This is a genomic window from Paenibacillus sp. alder61, assembly GCF_020179875.1.
GTDB lineage: Bacteria > Bacillota > Bacilli > Paenibacillales > Paenibacillaceae > Fontibacillus > Fontibacillus faecis.
Genome location: NZ_JAIUDG010000001.1, coordinates 116,176 through 134,983 on the forward strand (window position 1 = coordinate 116,176; position 18,808 = coordinate 134,983).

The 18,808-nt window shown below is 53.4% G+C and carries 19 protein-coding genes; 8 read left to right on the plus strand and 11 right to left on the minus strand.

Features of this window, described 5'->3' with window-relative positions; genetic code table 11:
* Nucleotides 1-28: 28 nt before the first annotated feature.
* Nucleotides 29-1,012, plus strand: coding sequence for a hypothetical protein (locus LBW89_RS00435; RefSeq protein ID WP_225038169.1), 984 nt, complete (start codon nucleotides 29-31; stop codon nucleotides 1,010-1,012).
* Between the two features lie 44 nt (nucleotides 1,013-1,056).
* Here LBW89_RS00435 and LBW89_RS00440 read toward each other — a convergent pair whose 3' ends face one another.
* Complete coding sequence (locus LBW89_RS00440) at nucleotides 1,057-1,260, minus strand: YqzE family protein (protein WP_412066975.1); 204 nt, start codon at nucleotides 1,258-1,260, stop codon at nucleotides 1,057-1,059.
* Nucleotides 1,261-1,432: 172 nt separating this feature from the next.
* Between LBW89_RS00440 and LBW89_RS00445 the strand changes: the two genes are divergently transcribed.
* Nucleotides 1,433-2,143, plus strand: coding sequence for an N-acetylmuramoyl-L-alanine amidase family protein (locus LBW89_RS00445; protein WP_412066976.1), 711 nt, complete (start codon nucleotides 1,433-1,435; stop codon nucleotides 2,141-2,143).
* On the opposite strand, the gene LBW89_RS00450 is transcribed toward LBW89_RS00445, so the two are convergent.
* On the minus strand, nucleotides 2,130-3,035 hold the full coding sequence (locus LBW89_RS00450; protein ID WP_225038170.1) for a divergent polysaccharide deacetylase family protein: 906 nt from the start codon (nucleotides 3,033-3,035) through the stop codon (nucleotides 2,130-2,132). The two genes, LBW89_RS00445 and LBW89_RS00450, sit on opposite strands and share 14 nt — an antisense overlap.
* 89 nt (nucleotides 3,036-3,124) lie before the next feature.
* A complete protein-coding gene (locus LBW89_RS00455) occupies nucleotides 3,125-3,724 on the minus strand; it encodes a TetR/AcrR family transcriptional regulator (protein ID WP_148450242.1) in 600 nt (199 codons plus the stop codon).
* Between the two features lie 103 nt (nucleotides 3,725-3,827).
* Between LBW89_RS00455 and LBW89_RS00460 the strand changes: the two genes are divergently transcribed.
* On the plus strand, nucleotides 3,828-4,841 hold the full coding sequence (locus LBW89_RS00460; protein WP_148450243.1) for an alpha/beta fold hydrolase: 1,014 nt from the start codon (nucleotides 3,828-3,830) through the stop codon (nucleotides 4,839-4,841).
* A 24-nt stretch (nucleotides 4,842-4,865) separates the two neighbouring features.
* Here LBW89_RS00460 and cntE read toward each other — a convergent pair whose 3' ends face one another.
* From cntE to cntA, 6 genes are read right to left on the minus strand one after another with little or no spacing between them, the layout of a single operon-like run.
* Entirely contained in the window at nucleotides 4,866-6,056 is a 1,191-nt protein-coding gene (gene cntE, locus LBW89_RS00465) for a staphylopine family metallophore export MFS transporter CntE (RefSeq protein WP_225038171.1), read from the minus strand.
* 47 nt (nucleotides 6,057-6,103) lie between these two features.
* Nucleotides 6,104-6,847 carry an ABC transporter ATP-binding protein gene (locus LBW89_RS00470; protein ID WP_225038172.1) on the minus strand — a complete coding sequence of 248 codons (744 nt, stop codon included), beginning with the start codon at nucleotides 6,845-6,847 and terminating at the stop codon, nucleotides 6,104-6,106.
* Complete coding sequence (gene cntD, locus LBW89_RS00475) at nucleotides 6,834-7,661, minus strand: staphylopine uptake ABC transporter ATP-binding protein CntD (RefSeq protein WP_225038173.1); 828 nt, start codon at nucleotides 7,659-7,661, stop codon at nucleotides 6,834-6,836. The genes LBW89_RS00470 and cntD overlap by 14 nt, the downstream gene beginning before the upstream one ends.
* Complete coding sequence (gene cntC / locus LBW89_RS00480) at nucleotides 7,661-8,554, minus strand: staphylopine uptake ABC transporter permease subunit CntC (RefSeq protein WP_225038174.1); 894 nt, start codon at nucleotides 8,552-8,554, stop codon at nucleotides 7,661-7,663. Before cntC ends, cntD begins: the two co-directional genes overlap by 1 nt.
* Complete coding sequence (gene opp1B / locus LBW89_RS00485) at nucleotides 8,555-9,487, minus strand: nickel/cobalt ABC transporter permease (RefSeq protein WP_225038175.1); 933 nt, start codon at nucleotides 9,485-9,487, stop codon at nucleotides 8,555-8,557.
* Between the two features lie 14 nt (nucleotides 9,488-9,501).
* Nucleotides 9,502-11,118, minus strand: a complete 1,617-nt coding sequence (cntA, locus tag LBW89_RS00490; RefSeq protein WP_225038176.1) for a staphylopine-dependent metal ABC transporter substrate-binding lipoprotein — start codon at nucleotides 11,116-11,118, stop codon at nucleotides 9,502-9,504.
* A 461-nt stretch (nucleotides 11,119-11,579) separates the two neighbouring features.
* Here cntA and LBW89_RS00495 point away from each other — a divergent pair, with 461 nt between their 5' ends.
* The 5 genes from LBW89_RS00495 to LBW89_RS00515 all read left to right on the plus strand — a co-directional run bounded on the left by LBW89_RS00495 (nucleotide 11,580) and on the right by LBW89_RS00515 (nucleotide 15,624).
* Nucleotides 11,580-12,287 (plus strand): response regulator transcription factor, encoded by a 708-nt coding sequence (locus tag LBW89_RS00495; RefSeq protein WP_225038177.1) that lies wholly within the window; start codon nucleotides 11,580-11,582, stop codon nucleotides 12,285-12,287.
* Nucleotides 12,284-13,372 carry a sensor histidine kinase gene (locus LBW89_RS00500; RefSeq protein ID WP_225038178.1) on the plus strand — a complete coding sequence of 363 codons (1,089 nt, stop codon included), beginning with the start codon at nucleotides 12,284-12,286 and terminating at the stop codon, nucleotides 13,370-13,372. Before LBW89_RS00495 ends, LBW89_RS00500 begins: the two co-directional genes overlap by 4 nt.
* 71 nt (nucleotides 13,373-13,443) lie before the next feature.
* Entirely contained in the window at nucleotides 13,444-14,175 is a 732-nt protein-coding gene (locus LBW89_RS00505) for an ABC transporter ATP-binding protein (RefSeq protein ID WP_225038179.1), read from the plus strand.
* A complete protein-coding gene (locus LBW89_RS00510) occupies nucleotides 14,172-14,873 on the plus strand; it encodes an ABC transporter permease (protein WP_225038180.1) in 702 nt (233 codons plus the stop codon). The genes LBW89_RS00505 and LBW89_RS00510 overlap by 4 nt, the downstream gene beginning before the upstream one ends.
* A 13-nt stretch (nucleotides 14,874-14,886) precedes the next feature.
* A complete protein-coding gene (locus LBW89_RS00515) occupies nucleotides 14,887-15,624 on the plus strand; it encodes an ABC transporter permease (protein WP_225038181.1) in 738 nt (245 codons plus the stop codon).
* A 285-nt stretch (nucleotides 15,625-15,909) separates the two neighbouring features.
* On the opposite strand, the gene LBW89_RS00520 is transcribed toward LBW89_RS00515, so the two are convergent.
* Both LBW89_RS00520 and LBW89_RS00525 read right to left on the minus strand, forming a co-directional pair.
* Nucleotides 15,910-16,794, minus strand: coding sequence for a CPBP family intramembrane glutamic endopeptidase (locus LBW89_RS00520; RefSeq protein ID WP_225038182.1), 885 nt, complete (start codon nucleotides 16,792-16,794; stop codon nucleotides 15,910-15,912).
* Between the two features lie 69 nt (nucleotides 16,795-16,863).
* On the minus strand, nucleotides 16,864-18,801 hold the full coding sequence (locus LBW89_RS00525; RefSeq protein ID WP_225038183.1) for a serine hydrolase domain-containing protein: 1,938 nt from the start codon (nucleotides 18,799-18,801) through the stop codon (nucleotides 16,864-16,866).
* Between the last annotated feature and the right edge of the window lie 7 nt (nucleotides 18,802-18,808).

Below are 18,808 nucleotides of genomic sequence, written 5' to 3' on the forward strand. Positions count from 1 at the left end.
TTAAAGGAATAGCGGGTGATCCGTTGGCATGCTCTCGCAAAATAATGAAAATCGTAACCGTTTCCTCCTGGTTCTGATCTGTCTTACCCTGGTTTTCACCGGAAGCAGCGGGCTGCTTCCCGGATTTCAACCGGCGGCAAACGCGGCTTCCGAGAAAAGCCGTTCCGCCCATTCCGCTCCCGCCCAGCTGCGCAAATTCGCCGAAGAGGCTTCCGCCCGGCTGGCTGGAACCGAGCCGTTTACCGCTTGGGCCGGGGCCGCGCTGGTGATCGAGCCGCTCGGGCCGGGGACCCACAGCTGGCTGGTCACATTGACCAAGGGGCCAAAGGGAGCGGTTAAGCGTCTCGGGTATATGATTATCAGCGCCACGCCGGAAGGCGAATACAAATTGATCGAATACGGGCAAGGCATGAACTCGATATACGGAAGCGGCATTCTGGAGGACGGTCTTTCCGGCCTCGGATTGTCCCAAGCGGGCTCATCGGCTGCCGCGGTCACTCCCGTCTACGGCGGGCCGGTCCTGGCGGCCTGGATGATTTCCTCCGCAGCCGGCAAATCGGAGACGGTCCGGTTTGTGGATGCCCTGACCGGAGAACTGCTGCCCGAAAGCAGGGAAAGCTGGACAAAGCAGTCGGCCGGGTACGTTCCCCCCGCCTCGGCGGTCGGAAGCGCGAAACGGGGCTGGACGCCGGAAGAAACGATCCGGCGGGCCGATCCTTTCGATCCTTACGACAATCTGCTGTGGATTACCGGGAAAGACCAGGTTCAGCTTAACGCAGGCAACCTGGAACAGGCCTTCTCCCGACAAAGCCGTTTCGTATTCGCCGCCACCGGTTCCAATCGTACTTATTCCGTTCCGCTGCCCGTTTACGGCTATCAAATCTGGAATCTTTCCCCTCCTTCTTCCGGCAGCGCATCGGTTTATGTTTTATCGGGAACCGACGATTCCCCTCGGTGGATCGCCCTGGACGCCTTGCTCGCGTCCGGCGGCTTTCTGGTGATGCCCGATTAACCCGGCTTCCTAACGATGTAAAAAAAGCAGCGGTAGAGTCCACTCTACCGCTGCTTTTCTTTTTTGCTTCGTTTCCACGGCATCCGTTCCATCCATAGCGAGATCGAAAACGGGATCATCCCGAACCACCGGTTGGCCCACGGTTCCCTCTCCCGGGCCCGTTCCCTCCGTACGTCCCTCGGTGTCTCCACATAGTCGACAAACCGCTCGGTAATATATTTCACCAATTCGTCGCCTTTAGCCATCATATTCCCTCCCGGGCGTGATATCTATCCCTATTGTGCACCGTACCGCCAGCCTCTAAACAAGGGTGCCGCATAAACCGCTCGGTCATGCATGTTTTGGGGAAGTTGGGATCAAGCTAAACGCAGATAGAAGAAAGGCTTGAAGAAGTTTCATACTTATGCGAAGGGTGAGAATATGCTGCTAAAAAAAATCGGGCTTCTGCTCACCGGAATCATCATGGCCCTCAATATGTGCGGTTCCATAGCCATAGCCGGACCGTCAACCGAAAAGGAAAACACCGACCTCCGTCACGCCTTCCCGGTACCCGTGATTCTGATCGATGTCGGACATGGGGGCATTGACGGCGGCACCACTTACGGCAATGTACTGGAAAAAGACATCAATCTGGCGCTCGGCCGCAGACTATACATGGTCCTCCGCAGCCACGGATACCGGGCGATCCTGAACCGGACCGGCGACTACGCCCTCAGCGACGAGAACCGTTGGCTCAACAGCCGTTCCCGGCATATACGGGATTTGGCCCAGCGGAAAGGCTTAAGCGATCAGCTCCCGGCCGCGATCGTGGTCAGCCTGCATGTCAACTGGGCCAGAAACGAGGCCAGGCGCGGCCCGCTCGTCCTGCACCAGGAGGACGGACGGAGCGCCATGCTGGCGGTATGCCTGCAGCACGCGCTGGAGGATCTGTATGACCTGCCCGCTTCCAGGCTTCCCGAACTCGGCAAGCCTTTCTATTTACTCAAGCATATCGAAGCTCCGGCGGTCATCGTGGAAACGGGGTTTATCAGCAACGCCGAAGACCGCGCCATGCTTACCAGCCAGCGCGGTCAACAAAGATTGGCCGAATCGATTTATGCGGGAATCGCCGAATATTTTACGGTAATGTAAAAGGATGCCCCGGACCTGATCCGGGGCTGACTTGTTCGTGAGCCAGCTCCGATATCCCGATAAACTTCACTCCTCTGGCCTGAAGTCTCGGGATATGCTGTTTGATCGTTTGAGCCGTCAGCTTCCCGCCGACCCCGACATGGCCGATGGCGATGCACGCCCTCTTTTTTTCAAGCAGTTCTTCCGCTTTCTTCAACTGTCCGGAAATGTGACGGGTACTGTGCACGTCGTCCAGAAAAATATCGTTCTCCAAATTCGGCAGCCCTTTATTCTGGCTGAGTTCGCCCGCGACAGAGCGGTAATTTGTCCGGCTGTCGACAAAGAATAGCCCCCGTTCGCGGCAGACGTCCAGGATGACGCTCATAATTCTCTGATCCCCGGTGATTTTGGAGCCCATATGATTGTTGATCCCTTTAGCGAAAGGGACATTCTCAATCGCCTGCTCCACTTTGAGCCGAACCTCCTCATCGCTCATTCCGGAAAGGATCGCTCCGGGTCCCAGCCATTCCGGCCTTCCCCGTTTAGGCTCCATCGGCAGATGAACCAGCACATCGTGCCCCATCTCATGTGCGCGAGTCGCATCCTCCCGCGTCGTCGGCAAAAACGGCATCACCGCTACCGTCAGTTTTACGGGCAACCGCAGCATTTCCTCCGTGCCGCCCATCTTATTCCCGAAATCGTCGATAATGACCGCAAGCCTTTGGGGACGCTCGTTCGCTTCCGTTTGCGCATCCTTTTGGATGTCCTTTTGGGCCCCCTTCGGAACCGGTTCAGCCCCCAACTCTCCGGCAGACACCCAGGTGCCTGACAACGGTCCGCCGCCAAGTCCCGCCACCAGCAAAAAAACGAGCAGCGCCGACCGTTTGGCCTTTCCCAACTTGTTGTTGCGCATGATTTCACCTCGATCTGTCATGTCATAGGAATTTGCCGCGATCTTCTCTAGTATGACAGACGTCTGGAAATATATGCATTGCGCCTTGTTCAATCGGCGGAAACGCACAGGGACCGGAGATGCTGCTCGATGATGCTCTCAATCCGGTCCACGTCCAATCTCTCGGGCTGCATCAGCCGGTGCACAGCAAGTCCGTCGACCAGTGCGTACAGTTTCTCCGCCTCCAGCTCCACGTCAAGACCGCTCCTGGCCATCCCGCTCGCCACAAGTTCATGGAGGGCGAAGCGCGACGCTGTGAGCAATCCGTCCTGCACGCTGAGACTTAATCTTTTTAACTCGGGGTAGACTAATGTCTTTGCGCTAAAAGAAAACCACACCTCCATTTCCAGCGTTCTCTCTTCATCCACGGGTAAAAACTGCAGAAGCATCCGTTTCAAGTCATGCAAAAGCGGCCCATGAAGCTCGAATTCGGCCAAGCGCTTCTCCACCCGTTCCACAAACAGGTTCATACAGAAGGCGAATAGCTCTTCCTGACTGGCAAAATAATGACGCATGGAACCGACGGACAGCCCCGCTTCTTCCGCGATTCTCCGCACGGTAGCCCGCTCCAGCCCCGATTCCCGAATGACGTTTAAGGCCGCCTCGGCGACGAGACGTTTTTGTTTGTCGTGATCCACAATTTTTGGCATGGCTTCATTATACCTGCTTTTCTTTTTTGGTACAACGTGCTAAAATGATTTTCGTAGTACAATGTACTAAATAAAATAGACAAGGCTGGAGAGGAAAACCAACATGAACAAAATGACAAAGAATGACAAAAAGCCATCCCGATGGCGTAAAATCAAATGGTCTCTGCTGATCGTCGTGGCCCTGATCGGCCTGGCCATCGGCTCCGGCTTCGCTTACGAAGCCATCGCGTCGAAACAGGCCGCCAAGAACTTCCCCCCTCCTGGGAAGCTGGTGGACGCCGGCGGCTATAAGCTGCATATCGTCAAAGCAGGCACCGGTTCCCCCACGATCCTGCTCGAAGCCGGAAGCGGCGAAACCAGCCTGTCCTGGCGGCAAATCCCGGACGAGCTGGCCAAGGAAGCCACCGTCGTCACTTACGACCGCGCGGGCTACGCCTGGAGCGAACCGGCCGCCACGGAACGCACCGGCGAGAATATCGTTCGCGAACTTCATACCGCGTTGGATAACGAAGGCATCCACGGGCCTTACCTGCTGGTCGGCCATTCGCTCGGAGGCATGTATGCGCGGCTCTTCGCCGAAACCTACCGGGACGAAGTCACCGGACTCGTTCTCATCGACGCGAGACCGGAGGACGACGCCCGCGATACCGCGGATATATTGAAACAAGAAGGATTTGCGGGCAATCCGCAGGCTTCGACGCTCAAGCTGATCAAGCACTCGGGTCTGCTGCGTTTATTTAAAGATGCATTGTTGGAAGGCCAAGTCCCCAAAGAAGATCGGGATCGTTTCCTTAACGTGATCGCCAAGGATAGCTTTTTTGAGGCGAAAGAAGCGGAAGGGAATTTGGCTTGGACGACGGAGGAGGCTCTCCGTGGCCAGCGCCTGGGAGACTTGCCGGTACGGGTGATCGCCCGGGGACTGCCGCAGAACTATGCTCAAGCGGGTATTTCGGAAGAGGCCGGAAGGAAGCTGGAGGCGATCTGGCAGGCCGGCCAGCGCAAGATGCTGGAGCTTTCCACGGACAGCCGGCTCATTGTTGCGGAGAAGAGCGGTCACATGGTTATCCATGACCAGCCCGAACTGGTGGTTGAAACGGTCCGCAGCTTATTGAAGTAAACTTAAAAGCGCGGTTCCGGGAGGTCATTTCCCGGAACCGCGTTCTTCTTTTCGCGGACCATAGGCGAACAGGATCAATAACACGCCTACGGCCGAGCAGATCATATACATCATGGAATAGGAAGACAGGTCGGAGACAGGCCCCATCAAGACGCCCCCCAGCGAGACGCCGAGATCGGCCATGGCAATGAACAACCCCATCAGCACATTGCGATGGGCCGGTGGCAGCACAAAGGACAAGTATGTCGTCAACTTGGGATACAGCATCGCCTGAGCCAATCCCATCAATACCGCGCCCGAATAGAAAAAGACAGCCCCGCCTGCCGCGGAAATGCTTACGCTCAGAGCGGCTACGGCGAGCGTCAGCATGACTCCCATCACAAAGGAAGCGTGCCATTGGCCGTCCGAAGGAATTTTCTTGCGCAAGGTGAAGCGGGCCAAGACGATTGTTCCGGCTTGCAGCATCAAAAAGACAGCGGCATTTCCGCCCGGAATTTGTCCGGCGTACAGCGGGATGAAGGTCGTCACCGCTCCAAACACAACGGAAGCCGCCAGCATCAGAACACTGCATTTGAATAAATGCGCGTTCTTGACCAGTTGCCCGAAGGATTGAAACATGGCGCTCCCCTGGCTTGTCTGCTCCGGTTGCTCCCCCTCTTCACTCGGCTCCATTTTGGCACCGAACCCTACAATCCCCGTCAATACCGCAATGGCAAGCATCACAGTCGCAAACACCCCCGGCGATCCGCCCTGCCATATCCCTAATGCCAGCAAAGGACCGATGACCCCTGGCAAGGAAGCGCACAAGGAATACATGGAGATCCCCTGGGAACGATCCTTGTCCGGCAGCGCATCGATGATGCCCAACTGCAGTGCCATGGAGAAGAAGGCCGTGCAGACGCCTTGCAGTATGCGGGCTGCGAAATATCCCCCAAGCCCGGTTAATGCATAAAGCAATAAAGCGACCCCATTCAGGATCAGAATGAGACGCAGTATCTTGATCGCCCCGTGCTTTTGAATCACCTGACCCGCCCAAGGCCTGAATAACATCGTCGTAAATAAATAAGCCCCCATAATCACGCCAATCGCCGTGTTGCTTGCACCGAGCGACTCCCCTTTTAGCGGGATGATCACATTCAATATGGAATTGGCGCTGAAATATAACAGGGTTAATAGATATAATCGCAAAAACGGCCAGGAAAGCGCTCCTTTCAATTTTCGATCCCTCCATGCTCGTGAATGACTCGATATTTTGTTATGGCTTATGTGATCATCATCCGCAATAAATCCCTGGCATAGGCCGACTGCACGTCTTTTAATCGTTCAATCGGTACGATCTCATCGATCCGCCCGCTTCGTATTAGAATGAGCCGATCGCAAATGTAGGCGGCTGCCTGGATATCATGGGTGATGAAAATATAGCTCATCCCGTAAATTTCCCGTAAATTTTTCAGCAGTTCCAACACCTGGAGTTGAACGGAGCCATCCAGCGAACTTACCGCCTCATCCAGTAAAATCCACCTGGGCTCCGTGGATACGGCCCGTGCAATACACACCCGCTGGGCTTCTCCTCCCGATAATTCATGAGGGTATTTCTTTCGGTAAGCAGCGTCCAGCCCAACTTGTGTCAGGAGAAGGTCCACCTTCTTCCTCATATCCTTTAGTTTCATGTCCGTCAATTTCAGGGGCTCCAGTAAAGCCTGTTCCACGGTATAAAAAGGATGGAGCGAAGAGGTATAGTCCTGGAAGACGGCACTCACGCCGCCCCGTCTCGCTCTGCGCTCCGTAATGCTTCTCCCTTCAAACGAGACGGTGCCTCGATCGGGCTTCTCGATTCCCAGCAGCAGCCGACCCAGCGTGGATTTGCCGCTTCCGCTCTCTCCAATAATGCCAAGGCATTCGCCGGCCTTACATTCAAAGCTGATATCCTCAAGCACTCTCGTACGCTCTCTGGAGAATATTCCCGATTTTTTGTAGGATTTCCCCACGCCTTCAACGATTAGCAAGGTCAACGCCTCCCATCACTTTCGTGAAATGCTCGTGCAACACCCGCTTCGCGGAGACCAACTCCCGGGTATAAGCGTGTCGGGCATTGGAGAACAGAACTTCGGCCGCTCCTCGGTCCACGATCTCCCCCTCCTTCATGACGAGGATGTCGTCAGCCAGCTTACCGACCACGCCCAAATCATGGGAGACAAACAACATCGCGCAGCCGATTCTCTCCCGCAGAGCCATCAATTGCTCCACGACCTCGAATTGCGAGACCGTATCCAAGGCGGTCGTCGGTTCATCGGCGATAATCAGGTCGGGCTCCAGCATAAGCGCCAAAGCGATCATGATTCGCTGCAGCATGCCGCCGGACAATTGATGCGGGTATTTATGCAACACCCCGATCGGGTCCTTTAACCGGACGCTTTCCATGGCGCTTTTGGCTTTGGCGGTGATCTCGCTTTTGCTCCAGCCGTAATGCCGGGCCAGCGTCTCCGCCACATGTACGCCAATGGGGCGTGAAGGGTCGAAAGCTCTCATCCCGTGCTGCAAAATCATGCAGATTTGCTTTCCCCGGATGTTTCGCATTTCTTTTTCGGACAGCCGGCCCAGCTCCACCCCTTCAAACCTAATATCGCCGGACTGGCGTATCCCGGACTTATTCAAACGCATCACGGCCCGGCATGTGACGGACTTGCCGCTTCCGCTCTCCCCAACGATGGAAAGGCAGCTGCCTGGTCTGACTTGAAATGAACTGTCTCGAACCAGGACGTTGCCGGTTGCTTCATCCCAAACTCGCAAATGCGATACCTCCAAAATATTCTTGCGCATTAAGCCACCTCTTCTCCTTTCCGCTCGATCGCGGAGGGGATTTCCTGCCTTTGAAGCTTCGGTTTGGACACGATCAGTTTAGGATCCAAGGCAACCTGGAGGCCATCGGACAAAAAGTTTACCGCCGTGACGATCACGACGATCGCCAAGCCCGGCGCGAGCATGAGCTCCGGCCTCGTAAACATCACCTCTCTGGCTTCATTCAGCATCATCCCCCACTCGGCGTGCGGCGCCTCGATCCCTAGGCCGAGGAAGGAAAAGCCCGAGATTTGCAAAATCATCGCGCCGAAAGCGCTGCTGGAAGTCACTGCTATATCCGGCAGCGAGACGGGGAGAAGCTGCTTCACGATAATTCTAAAGTTGCCGAAGCCTAAAGCTTTGGAGAATTTAATATAGTCGGACTCGGCATATTGCAGGACCGAGGTCCGGATGACGCGGGCAAACCAGGCCCATTTCATCAGTACAAACGCGATCAATATATTGGTAAGCCCCGCCCCCAAAATGCCGATGACCGCCAGGGACATCACATATCCCGGGAACGAAAGCATCACATCGCAGATTCTCATGATCACGGCATCGGTTTTGCCCCGGAAGTAGCCGGCGATCAGGCCGAGGCCCCCTCCCAAAACGACCGAGATGACTAAAGCGACGAACACCCAGAGGACGCTGGGTCGAATGCCGTAAATCAGTCTGGAGAGAATGCACCGCCCCAGATGATCGTTCCCCAGCAGATACCCCCAAGACGGTGAGGCGTAGCGAAGCTCCATCTGGACTTCGTTCGGATCATGCGGCGCAAAGAGAGGAGCAAACAGCCCGGCAGCCACGATAACGAGAATAACCGAAAAAGACAGGGCGGCCAGTTTGTCGTTCCTTATATTTTTGTAAAGATTCAATTAGGGCTCCCTCCTTAACTTCGGGTTTAACGCCGCGTTGATCAGATCCGACAGCGTGTTGAACAGCACGAAAGCCACCGCCAAGACCAGGACGTACGCCTGGATCATCGGAAAATCCCGGCTCAGGATGGAATTCACGGTCAAGGTCCCCAAACCCGGCCAAGCAAACACGTTCTCCACGACGACCGTACTGCCCAGAATGATCGGAACCGCCATGCAAAAGACCGAAACGGCGACCTGCATGGAGTTTCTTAAAATGCGGGCCGTGATCTTTCCTTCCGGCAACCCGCAGGCTCGGGCGTAAAGCACGTAATCTTCATTCAAATTGCTCAGCATGGAACTTCTGACGATCCGAAAATAAATGCCCGCGTAACTGATGACCAGCACGGCTACCGGCAAAATATAACTTTGCGCCGAGTCCATGCCGCTGGTCGGCAGCAAGTCCAGCTTCACGGAGAAATACCAGATCATCAGCGCCGCCAGCCAATAGGAAGGCATCGAGGTCAGAAAGAACGAGATTCCCCGCACCGATTTATCCAGCGCTTTTCCTTCTCGCACCGCGCAGAGTACGCCCAGTACGATCGAGGACACGATGATGGCGATCACCGAGACCAACGTCAACTTCAACGTGTTGAGAAAGGCCGGACCCAGTAAAGACCATACCGGCTTGCCCGTCACGTAAGAGTTGCCGAAGTCCAGTTGAAGACAGGCCGCGAGCCAATCGAAATAACGAACCACGAAGGGCCGGTCCAAACCGAGGGACGCCTTCGTCTCGGCGATCAGCTCCTCCGTGATTTTCGGCACCCCCTGCGCGTGCAGTACGACCTCCACGGGATCCAAAGGCGAGAGATGGTTTAAGCCAAACGTTAAAAAGGAGATGACCAAAAGCAGAGGGACCGATAGCAGGATTCGTTTGACGATATAGGTAACCATAGCCCGCTCCCCGCCTACTTCGTTTCGAAATACATTTGTTCAAACGGCAGCTCAAACTGCGTCTGTTTAAATGAAACGCCTTGCAAATTGACCGGACCAACGACGGTAATGCTGCCGTTTGTAATCGGGATAAAGACCGCTTCATCATGGACGATCGTCAGAATGTCGGCATACAGCGATTTGCGCGTTTCCTCGTCCGTCGACACCATGACTTGGTCTATTTTTTGGTAAAGCTCATCCTTTTGGGCGATTCCGCTCGTTGTATGATAATACGAGGCTTCGGAGGTGAAGGCTGACACCGTGCTTTGCGGATCGTAAGCGAGTCCCCAGGTTTGATTGAACAGCAAATCATAATCTCCCGTCGATCTTCTGTTCGCGATGGAAGAGGATTCCTCCCCGACAAGATCGAGTTGCACACCGATATTCTTCAATGTATTTTGAATCAACTCGCCCTGGCTTTTCTGGGTGGAGGCATTGACGTCATAATAAAGTTTCATCGCAAGGGCGCTTCCGTTCTTCGTTCGAATTCCGCCCTCCGATTCCCGAATCCAGCCGGCTTCGTCCAACAGCCGTTCGGCCTTTTCCAGGTCATAACCGCGCTGCTTCAACTCGACATCGGCGTAGTTCACGTTCTTGGAAAACAGCGTATCCGCAACCGATTCGGTGCCGCTAAAGATCTGTTGGCTGATCGTTTCTCTGTCGATCGAATACCAGATAGCCTCGCGTACCGCTAGTTCGTGCACCGGGCTGTCCGTATTGCCGCTGTTCGCTACGATCATTTTCGTATTCATCGGCTCGCTTCGGATGACTTGATACTCCCCCGACGCTTGCAGCTGATTCATCGCTTCCACATCGATACTGTCGGCGCCGCGGTCGTCCGTAAATGTAAAGTTCACCTCGCCTTTCCGCAAAGCCAAAAGCGTCGTTTCCCCGGCCGGCAGCACCTTCGAAATAATCTTCTGCAACTTGGGCGCGCCGCCCCAATAATTCTCATTGGCTTCGAAGACGGCATATTGCTCGGTCTTATGCTCGGTGAGCTTGTAAGGGCCTGTACCGCTGTAGCCGGTTACGCCGTCCTTGGTCTCTCCGTTGATGAAATTTTTGGGCGAGATAAAGACGTAAGGACGGGTCATCGACAGCTCGACCAATGCCGGGTAATACGGCTCGGACAGCACCAATTCGAACGTGTGCTCATCGATCGCCTTCGTGCTTGCAATTTGGGTCGACAGCTTAATCCAGGAATGCTTGCTCGAGTTTCTTTGCACCGCATCGATATTCATTTTTACCGCCTCCGCGTTAAACGGCTCCCCGTCATGAAAAGTCACGCCCTTCCTTAAGTGAAACGTGTACACTTTCCCGTCCGGGGAAATATCCCAGGATTCCGCCAGCAGCGGTTTAATGCCCTCTTTTGTGTTTTCGACCAACGATTCATACACCATCCCCTGTGCCGGCATGGAGCCCGGATACAAGTGCGGATTCATATCGTTGATATCCTTAGCCGTGGCGTAAATCAGCTCGTTTTGCGGACCGGCGGCCGATTTCGCCTTGCCTCCATTTCCGCCGGCGCATCCGGCCAGCAATGTTACGGATACTAGTAATCCGGCTAACAGAACAGCTATTCTCCTCTTCAAATTGTTTTTTCCTCCTCAAGTACATAAATTTGTACCACTGTTAGTAAATCGTAATAATTACGATTATTTATCGTGTAAATTATATCCATCCGCCCCGTTATCGTCAACATAAATCATTTTACTGCCGTCCTACCTATACTCCGTAAACAAAAAGCCCGTAAACCGCCTTAGGCGAATTTACGAGCTTATTATGGTGTTTCCTATAGACTTCTGTTCAAGCCAAACTGTTGGAAATGCCCACAATGATCCAGGATACGATCAAAATGGCGTTTCCCGCGAGCAGCAGCAAAAATCCGTAAATCACCGTATTATCTCTCTCCTCTTGGCTCCCACCCGGGCCGCCGAAACTTTGTTTATTCGATAAATTAACTATAAAGAGGAGCGCGGAAAAAGACAATTAAAAAAGTTCATGGAACTGGTATGATGGTAGATGCAGGAATTTCTCAAGTGGAGTGAGTCAAATGGAAAACGGAACTGTCTTGCTGGTTGATGACGAACAGGGCTTGTTGGACCTGTTGACGTTTACGTTGCGGAAATTCGGGATCCCTAATCTGCTGACCGCAACAACCGCCCATGAAGCGTTAGAGCTCATTACGCGCCATGACGTGTCCCTGATCGTCCTGGATGTCATGCTCCCGGACGGGGATGGATTTGACGTTTGCCGACAAATCAGAACGATCACCGAAGCCCCCGTGCTGTTTTTGACCGCGAAAAATCAGGATATCCACAAGATTACAGGTTTTGAACTGGGGGCGGACGACTACATCACCAAGCCGTTTAACCCGACCGAAGTGGCGGCGAGAGTGCAGGTTCATTTGCGCAGAATGGCCAAGCTCCAAACGCTGTCCAAAGCGGTTTACGATTTTGGGCACTTTCAACTGAACAAACAAAGCGGGCAATTAATCGTTCAAGGGCGGGAAGTCTCATGTGCGCCGATGGAATTCTTATTGCTTGCTTTCTTTTGCGAGCATCCCAATTTTATTTTTACGGTGAGCGAATTATATGAAAAAGTGTGGAGGCCTTATCAGGAGGGCGATGAAAAAACGGTGGTGATCCATATTTCAAGAATCCGGAAGAAAATTGAGCCCGATCCCGGACAACCGCAGTTTCTCGTCAATATGAAAGGACTGGGCTATAAATTGGTGAAAAAAGCGAGGAATGTTCAATGACGATTGTTCGACGCTCCATGCTGCTGTCCCTTGTATTTTTAATGGCTTCCGTATTAGTCATCTCCGTCGGGTTTGTGGCCGTTACCGTTGTGTTAATCTTTCTGATGCAATATTTCCCGGCCCTTCAACTTCTGGATATCAAGGTTTATCATATCTTGGTCTTTTTATCAATTATAGGCTTCTATATGTATACGGCCGGTTGGTTGATCGGCAAGCCTTCCCTCGCTGTGGTCGGCTGGATGAAAGGGCTCTCCGAAGGGAAGTACGACTCCCGTTTTTATGGCGAGCGGTATTCTTTTCTTTGGAGGAAAAAAGACAAAATTAAACTGATCTATATCCCTTTCAAGGATATGATTGTTCGTCTTCAGGAATTGACGGCCACGCTGGACCACAACCGCCAGGAACTTGAGCAGGCCAACGAATTAAGGGAACAATGGATTTCGGGCGTATCCCATGACATTAAGACCCCCCTCTCTTACATCAAAGGATATCTCGATGTGATGGTTAGCCCGCAAATTGAATTGGCCAAGGAGGAGAAGGAGCGCATTTTCCGGTTGTTATCGCAGAAAGTGCAAGAAATAGAGGGATTGATTCGAACGTTTCAGTTCAAGCATGGGAAACCTCGGGTGCTGAAGGCAAGAAGCGATCTTGTCCGTTTCTTGAGGGAGCTGACGCTCGACGCGGCCAACAATCCCAAATCCGCTGCCTGTCAGTTCAGCTTTGAATCCCAGGTCTCCGCATTGCCGTACTATTTTGATTCCAAGCTACTCAAAAGAGCGGTTCAAAATATTTTGATGAATGCCGTATTGCACAACCCGCCCGAAACGAGTATCACCGTCCAGGTAAGAACGACGGATCAGAACATCCAGATCATTATAACCGACAATGGCGTAGGCATGCCTTCCGAGGTCGTTCAACGTTTCGACCACCGCCAACCGGGCGATCTCCAGGATAAAGACGAGGGAATCGGCTTGTTCGTCGTGAAAGACTTGATCGAGGAACACCGGGGAGAACTGCAGGTTCACAGCCGTCCGAACCGGGGAACGACCGTCACGATCCTGCTTCCGCTTGATGCCGTCAGGTAAATTCGTTTACCTGACGTTTACTTTGTTCACTTACTCTGTGGAAAGAATATGAACAGAGGTGAACAAAGAGAATGGCACGGTATATCCTCGAAACAGACGCTTTATGCAAACAATTTGGCGAACATCTATCCGTGAACCGGGTTGATTTACAAATCCCCGAAGGCTCGGTTTACGGGTTTTTGGGACCTAATGGAGCCGGGAAATCGACCACCCTCAAAATGCTGCTCGGACTGATCAAGCCCGACGGCGGCACCATCACGATTTTTGGCAAGCCCTTCCCGGAAGCGCGGATTGAAATTCTGAGGCAGATCGGATCGCTGGTTGAATCGCCGTCCTATTACGGACATTTGTCGGGATATCAAAATATGAAAATCGCAGCCACCTTGTTGGGAGCTTCGGAGTCGCGCATTGCGGAAACGCTGGAATCGGTCCGTTTAACGGATCAAGCCGACAAAGCGGTCCGAAAATACTCGCTGGGCATGAAACAAAGACTCGCCATTGCGATGGCGATCCTCCATCGCCCCAAACTATTGATTCTTGATGAGCCGACCAACGGCCTGGATCCTTCGGGCATACAGGAAATCCGCGGTTTGATCACCGCTATGCCAAACATGTACGGCATGACTGTATTGGTGTCGAGCCATCTATTGTATGAAATTGAACAGGTCGCGGATCATGTGGGAATCATAAATGAAGGAAAACTCATTTATCAGGGCACCCTGTCCTCCCTAAAGGAGCTAGGCGGGGATCGGTCACTGGAGCAAATCTTCCTCGGCATGACCGGCATGGGGAGAAGCTTATGATCAGGCTGCTTCGCGCGGAATGGATGAAATTGAGAACGTTCTGCCTCGTACTGCCGATCGCCGCGGCGGTTTTGCTATTAGGGGTGATTAGCGCGTTCTGGTATATGAATTTTCGGGAAACGCCCGGCGGTGCTTACGCCACGATGTCCGTGATGTACTTTTTTCTTTCTTTTACCCTTATGCTTAGTGTCACCTTGCTCACCAGCGTCATGGCGTCTACGGAGCATGAAACGAAAGTCTGGAACCGGATCTGCACGATCCCTGTAGCGAAGCCAAAAATTTACTTAAGCAAATGGATCGTCGCTTGCCTGCTGCTGTTCATTGAAGTATCGCTGATTATCGCGGGCACGATCGTGCTCTGGAAGCTGTTGTTTCATGAACCGGCACCGCTCGAAATCATCGTCAAACAGCCGCTCTATTGTTTTTGCGCCGTTTTAGCGTTTATCTCCATTCAAACCTGGTTATCCACCGTGTTTGCCAACCAATCGATTGCAATAGGAGCGGGAGCGGCCGGTTCCATGGCCAGTTTGTTTTTGGCGCGTTCGACGTTTCCCGTTCTCCATTACATGCCGTGGACGTATCCCGCACTGTCCACCCCTCTCCTTCCCGGACACGGGCGGTGGGTACTTGCCGGCCTAGCCGTCGGAGTCGTTTTACTGGCCGCGGGATGTTGGCATTTTAACAGGAAAGAATGGTAGGAGGAAAATAGAGATGAACAAACTACTTACCGCGGAATTCATGAAAATTCAATGGAGGCTGATCGCCGTCCTTATTCTCATCGCCCTGATTGCGGATGTATCGTTGGCTAGCAGCAATTGGGGCATGCTTTCCGCAGTTTACGAGCCGAGTTGGCCGAATTACCTGATGTATATCATAAACCTGCATACGGCGTTTTTCTTTCCGCTGTTATCCGGTACCATCGCGGGTCTGATCTGCTTGTACGAGCATAGATCGGGGGGATGGAAGCAGTTGCTTGCCACACCTTACTCCCGCTCCAGCATCTATTCGGCCAAGTACGCCGTGTTGCTCTGCATGCTGGCGATCATACAGGTACTGTTTATCGCGGCGGAGATCGGCAGCGGCATGGTTGCCGGCGTTGAAGGCCGGGTCGATTGGCTGTTCGTGGTGAGCAGCGCCGTGTTGGGCTGGTTCGGCATCCTGCCGTTAGCCGCAATCCAGTTATGGTTTTCCAGCCGGTTTAAAAACTTCGGCATTGCCTTCAGCATCAATGTCGTCTGCGTCCTGCTGAACATTGTGTTCTCCGGCCTCCCGTCTTCGCTCGGCATGTGGTTTCCGTTTGTTCTGCCTTTCTATACCATGATGCCGCAGGGCACCCCTTTCTCGCCGCGAGTTCAGGAATGGAGCTTGTACGCGATGGTCGGCATCAGCTTTGTCTTCTATTTCTTATTGGGTAAGTACATGTTCCGAAGGAAATCATGGATCGCGTAAAGCTTTGGGAAGGAGCGGTGGCAAAAATCCAATTAACGGGAGTTTCTCCCGTTAATTTTGCTTGTTTGGCGCAAACGTCACCCTTTAACTGGAAATACTCCCGCTAATTCCGCTCAAAAAGGGGGAATTAGCGGGAGTGCCTAAGATTAGCTGGAGGTTTTCCAGCTAATTGCGAGTTACTGTCAACATAGCCCGAAATAACGGGAAGTTTTCCCGTTATTCTTCAGGGGCATGTTGCTCCAACGAACTCATTGCCTTATCCCTGAAAACTCCAGCTATAGGGAGTCATCGCAATGGACTATGGTGCCGGGAATCATCGACAGTCTCTTTGCGACAGCTAGTCTTCTTGCGGCTTGCTATCCACATCGCCGCGCAGACCAGCCCAAGCGCCAGCGTTGTTATTGCGCTTCCTTCCAGGCCGAAGCTGCCCCCGCTCAGCCAGTTTGCACCTTGCAATTCCATACTGTAGATTCCTTCAACCGGATGTCCGCTGACCGGAACGCCGAATACATAACCCTGGAACAAATTCCAGGCGGTGTGAAAGGCGACGGCGAAGTAAAGATTCCCCGTCAAGAACGTCACACCCGAGAAAACCAGCGACACGAGCGCGATGTTCAGCGCACTGATCCAGGTGAAGCCGCCGTTTATCATATGCCCGAGCGAGAATCCGGCTGATATGATTATCATGGCCCAGAAGGGAGACAAGCGGCTGGAGAGAAGCTGCTGAATGTACCCCCTGCAGAGAACCTCTTCGGAAATTCCCGCCAGGATGGAAACGACGTACAAATCAACGGGATCAATCCGTCCCCAATGCGGATGCATCCCATCTCCTTGTAATTTGGCGATATCCAGCAGCAGCATAATCGCTATGACGGCGATCAGCAGCGATGCTCCGCTTAAAAAGCCGGTTAATAGCCTTTTGCCGTCCGGACGGACGAGGCCAATCGAAGCGAGCGGCTTGTTACGAATAACTTTGACGACAAACCCGACAACAAACAGGATATACAAGCCAAGCCCATTAAATAGGCCCACCCATCCGTCTTCGGAATCCGTCCATAGCGACAGACCGAGCATACAGATTCTCTTCAACACAAACATAGCCGCTACCGCAAGCAAGACTTCCCATCCCGCGCGCAATTGATTGGACTTGTTTATAAAAATAAACCGCATCGTCTGGCGACCTTCTTCCTAATAAAAAGTCACTTTCTTGAGAAGCCACTACGCATTGTCTGCAACGCCTTACGGGAGGAAGTGGAAGAAGTGCCAATCGGCCAGCAGCAGGGCAAATCCGGCGAACAGCACTCCTGTGACCGCCCGCCCTGCTTTCTGCCATTTGGATTGCGGTATTCTTCTGCTCTTGACCAGGGAGAACACATGCAGTCCTGCGGCAAGCAAGGTCAGCACCCAATTTAAGGCAACGCCAAAATTCATCTGGCTTACCGTCACGTTTTCGTTGATCATGGCGTTCACCAGCAGGTAGAGAATGTTGACTACGAGAAGTGCCCCGCACAGAACTGCGGCCGCCAGCAAGCGACTGCCTGCCGAGCTTTCCGATGCGGAAGAAGCGCCTTTTCTTTTACGCTGAAACCATCGGATCGACAACACGAATGGGGCCAGCAGAAAAAATACGACAGTCGTGAGAGCCCATACCAAATAGCTGATCAGCGCGGGAAGCGAGCGGCTTCCCTTGAGCGGCAATATATCCGTGGCAATTCCTTTGCTTAACCTAACTACTTCTCCGTCCGAAATTTCCGCATACAGCACGGGGGCCAATCTTTCAAATCTCGGATTGTCGGACTTGGCGAACTTGTATACATTCGGACTTGTTTGTTTAAGCTCACCGGACATGCCCATCACGCTCAAGACAAGATCATGCTCCCCTTTCGCTTCCACCTTGATCAACCCCAGATAATTGGTAACCTCGTGATAGGTGGAGTAAGTACCGCCCGATTGCACGTAGTATCCGGCCAACTCGCCGGACGGTGACAAATCGGCCGCCGGGACCGGTTCCTCAGTTACCCTCGCCTTGTCCTGCACCAGCAAATTGATAATGCCTGAGGTAAGCTTCTGCTCGATCTCGGTGTTCGTCAAAACAACGATGCCAAGCTGCTCCTCGGGAACGACCGCAAAGTTGCCGGAAAACCCCTTCACATTCCCGCTGTGCCCGACGACATGCGGCTCTGCCCGGTATTCCCAGAATCCGTGCGCATTGGAGAGAATCTCCTCGTTCGGCGTATAACTCCGGGAAAGCATTGTCCGCGCCGTATCCGGCCGGGTGAAGAGCGGGCTATCCGCGGCGTACAGCGCCATGGCGAAGCGGGCCAGATCCTCCGCCGTACCTTCCATGACTCCCGCAGGATACAAGGGGACATAATAGTGCGCTCTCGCTTCGAAGCCACCTTCCTGCTTCACCGCGTAACCTGCGGCTTCCGCCTCCCGCAAATCCGGATGATCCGCCAAGGTAGGATGGCCGGATGTGCGGTTCATACCCAGAGGCTTCAGAATATGGTTCATTTCATAGTCGGAGAAAGATTCCCCGCTCACCTTCTCCACCGCCAGGCCGGCCAAGGCCGTGGCAAAGTTGGAGTAAGCGATCACTTGGCCGGGTTCATAGATTTGTTCCGGCTGGTTAGACAACAACGTCTCTTCCAGCGAGTTCAAGCTCTCCGCCGACCGCGTAAATGTACTGAGCGGATGCTGCTCATAACCGGCCGTATGGCTCATAATGTCCAGCATCGTGATCGGCTTGTCGTAACGCAGCTTCTCCGCGACCTCTTTAGGAAAATACGCCCGGATATCTTGGTCCAGCCGCATCTTGCCCGCTTCCACCAACTGCATCACAGACGTCCAGACGAACGTTTTGTTGATGGAGCCGTAGGCAAACACGGTAGCGGCGGGATCAACGGCTGTCCCGCGCTCCAAATCGGCATAACCGTACCCTTTGGAGAAAATAATCCGGTCGCCCTTGGTGACCACAACCGCGGCGCCAGGTGTTGATTTGCCGATATATGAGTTTACATAGGCGTCGATCTCCCGCTCCAGCCGGTTGTAAGGAATCCCCGAAGGGGTTTCCCCGGTTGGGGTGGTATCCGCCGCAGAGGCCGGAACCAAAAAAACGATAAAAAGAAGTATGCTTATCATAAGCGCAAACAACGGCTTCCGCATTCCCGTGCTCATTTTGTTG

Bases quoted from the DNA above. Each gene is read 5' to 3' on its own strand.
- LBW89_RS00500 (WP_225038178.1), top strand. From the start codon at position 12,284: ATGACGATTGTTCGACGCTCCATGCTGCTGTCCCTTGTATTTTTAATG.
- LBW89_RS00495 (WP_225038177.1), top strand. From the start codon at position 11,580: ATGGAAAACGGAACTGTCTTGCTGGTTGATGACGAACAGGGCTTGTTG.
- LBW89_RS00510 (WP_225038180.1), top strand. From the start codon at position 14,172: ATGATCAGGCTGCTTCGCGCGGAATGGATGAAATTGAGAACGTTCTGC.
- LBW89_RS00515 (WP_225038181.1), top strand. From the start codon at position 14,887: ATGAACAAACTACTTACCGCGGAATTCATGAAAATTCAATGGAGGCTG.
- LBW89_RS00435 (WP_225038169.1), top strand. From the start codon at position 29: ATGCTCTCGCAAAATAATGAAAATCGTAACCGTTTCCTCCTGGTTCTG.
- LBW89_RS00450 (WP_225038170.1), bottom strand. From the start codon at position 3,035: ATGCGCAACAACAAGTTGGGAAAGGCCAAACGGTCGGCGCTGCTCGTT.
- LBW89_RS00460 (WP_148450243.1), top strand. From the start codon at position 3,828: ATGAACAAAATGACAAAGAATGACAAAAAGCCATCCCGATGGCGTAAA.
- LBW89_RS00440 (WP_412066975.1), bottom strand. From the start codon at position 1,260: ATGATGGCTAAAGGCGACGAATTGGTGAAATATATTACCGAGCGGTTT.
- LBW89_RS00445 (WP_412066976.1), top strand. From the start codon at position 1,433: ATGCTGCTAAAAAAAATCGGGCTTCTGCTCACCGGAATCATCATGGCC.
- opp1B (WP_225038175.1), bottom strand. From the start codon at position 9,487: ATGGTTACCTATATCGTCAAACGAATCCTGCTATCGGTCCCTCTGCTT.
- LBW89_RS00520 (WP_225038182.1), bottom strand. From the start codon at position 16,794: ATGCGGTTTATTTTTATAAACAAGTCCAATCAATTGCGCGCGGGATGG.
- LBW89_RS00525 (WP_225038183.1), bottom strand. From the start codon at position 18,801: ATGAGCACGGGAATGCGGAAGCCGTTGTTTGCGCTTATGATAAGCATA.
- LBW89_RS00505 (WP_225038179.1), top strand. From the start codon at position 13,444: ATGGCACGGTATATCCTCGAAACAGACGCTTTATGCAAACAATTTGGC.
- LBW89_RS00455 (WP_148450242.1), bottom strand. From the start codon at position 3,724: ATGCCAAAAATTGTGGATCACGACAAACAAAAACGTCTCGTCGCCGAG.
- cntD (WP_225038173.1), bottom strand. From the start codon at position 7,661: ATGCGCAAGAATATTTTGGAGGTATCGCATTTGCGAGTTTGGGATGAA.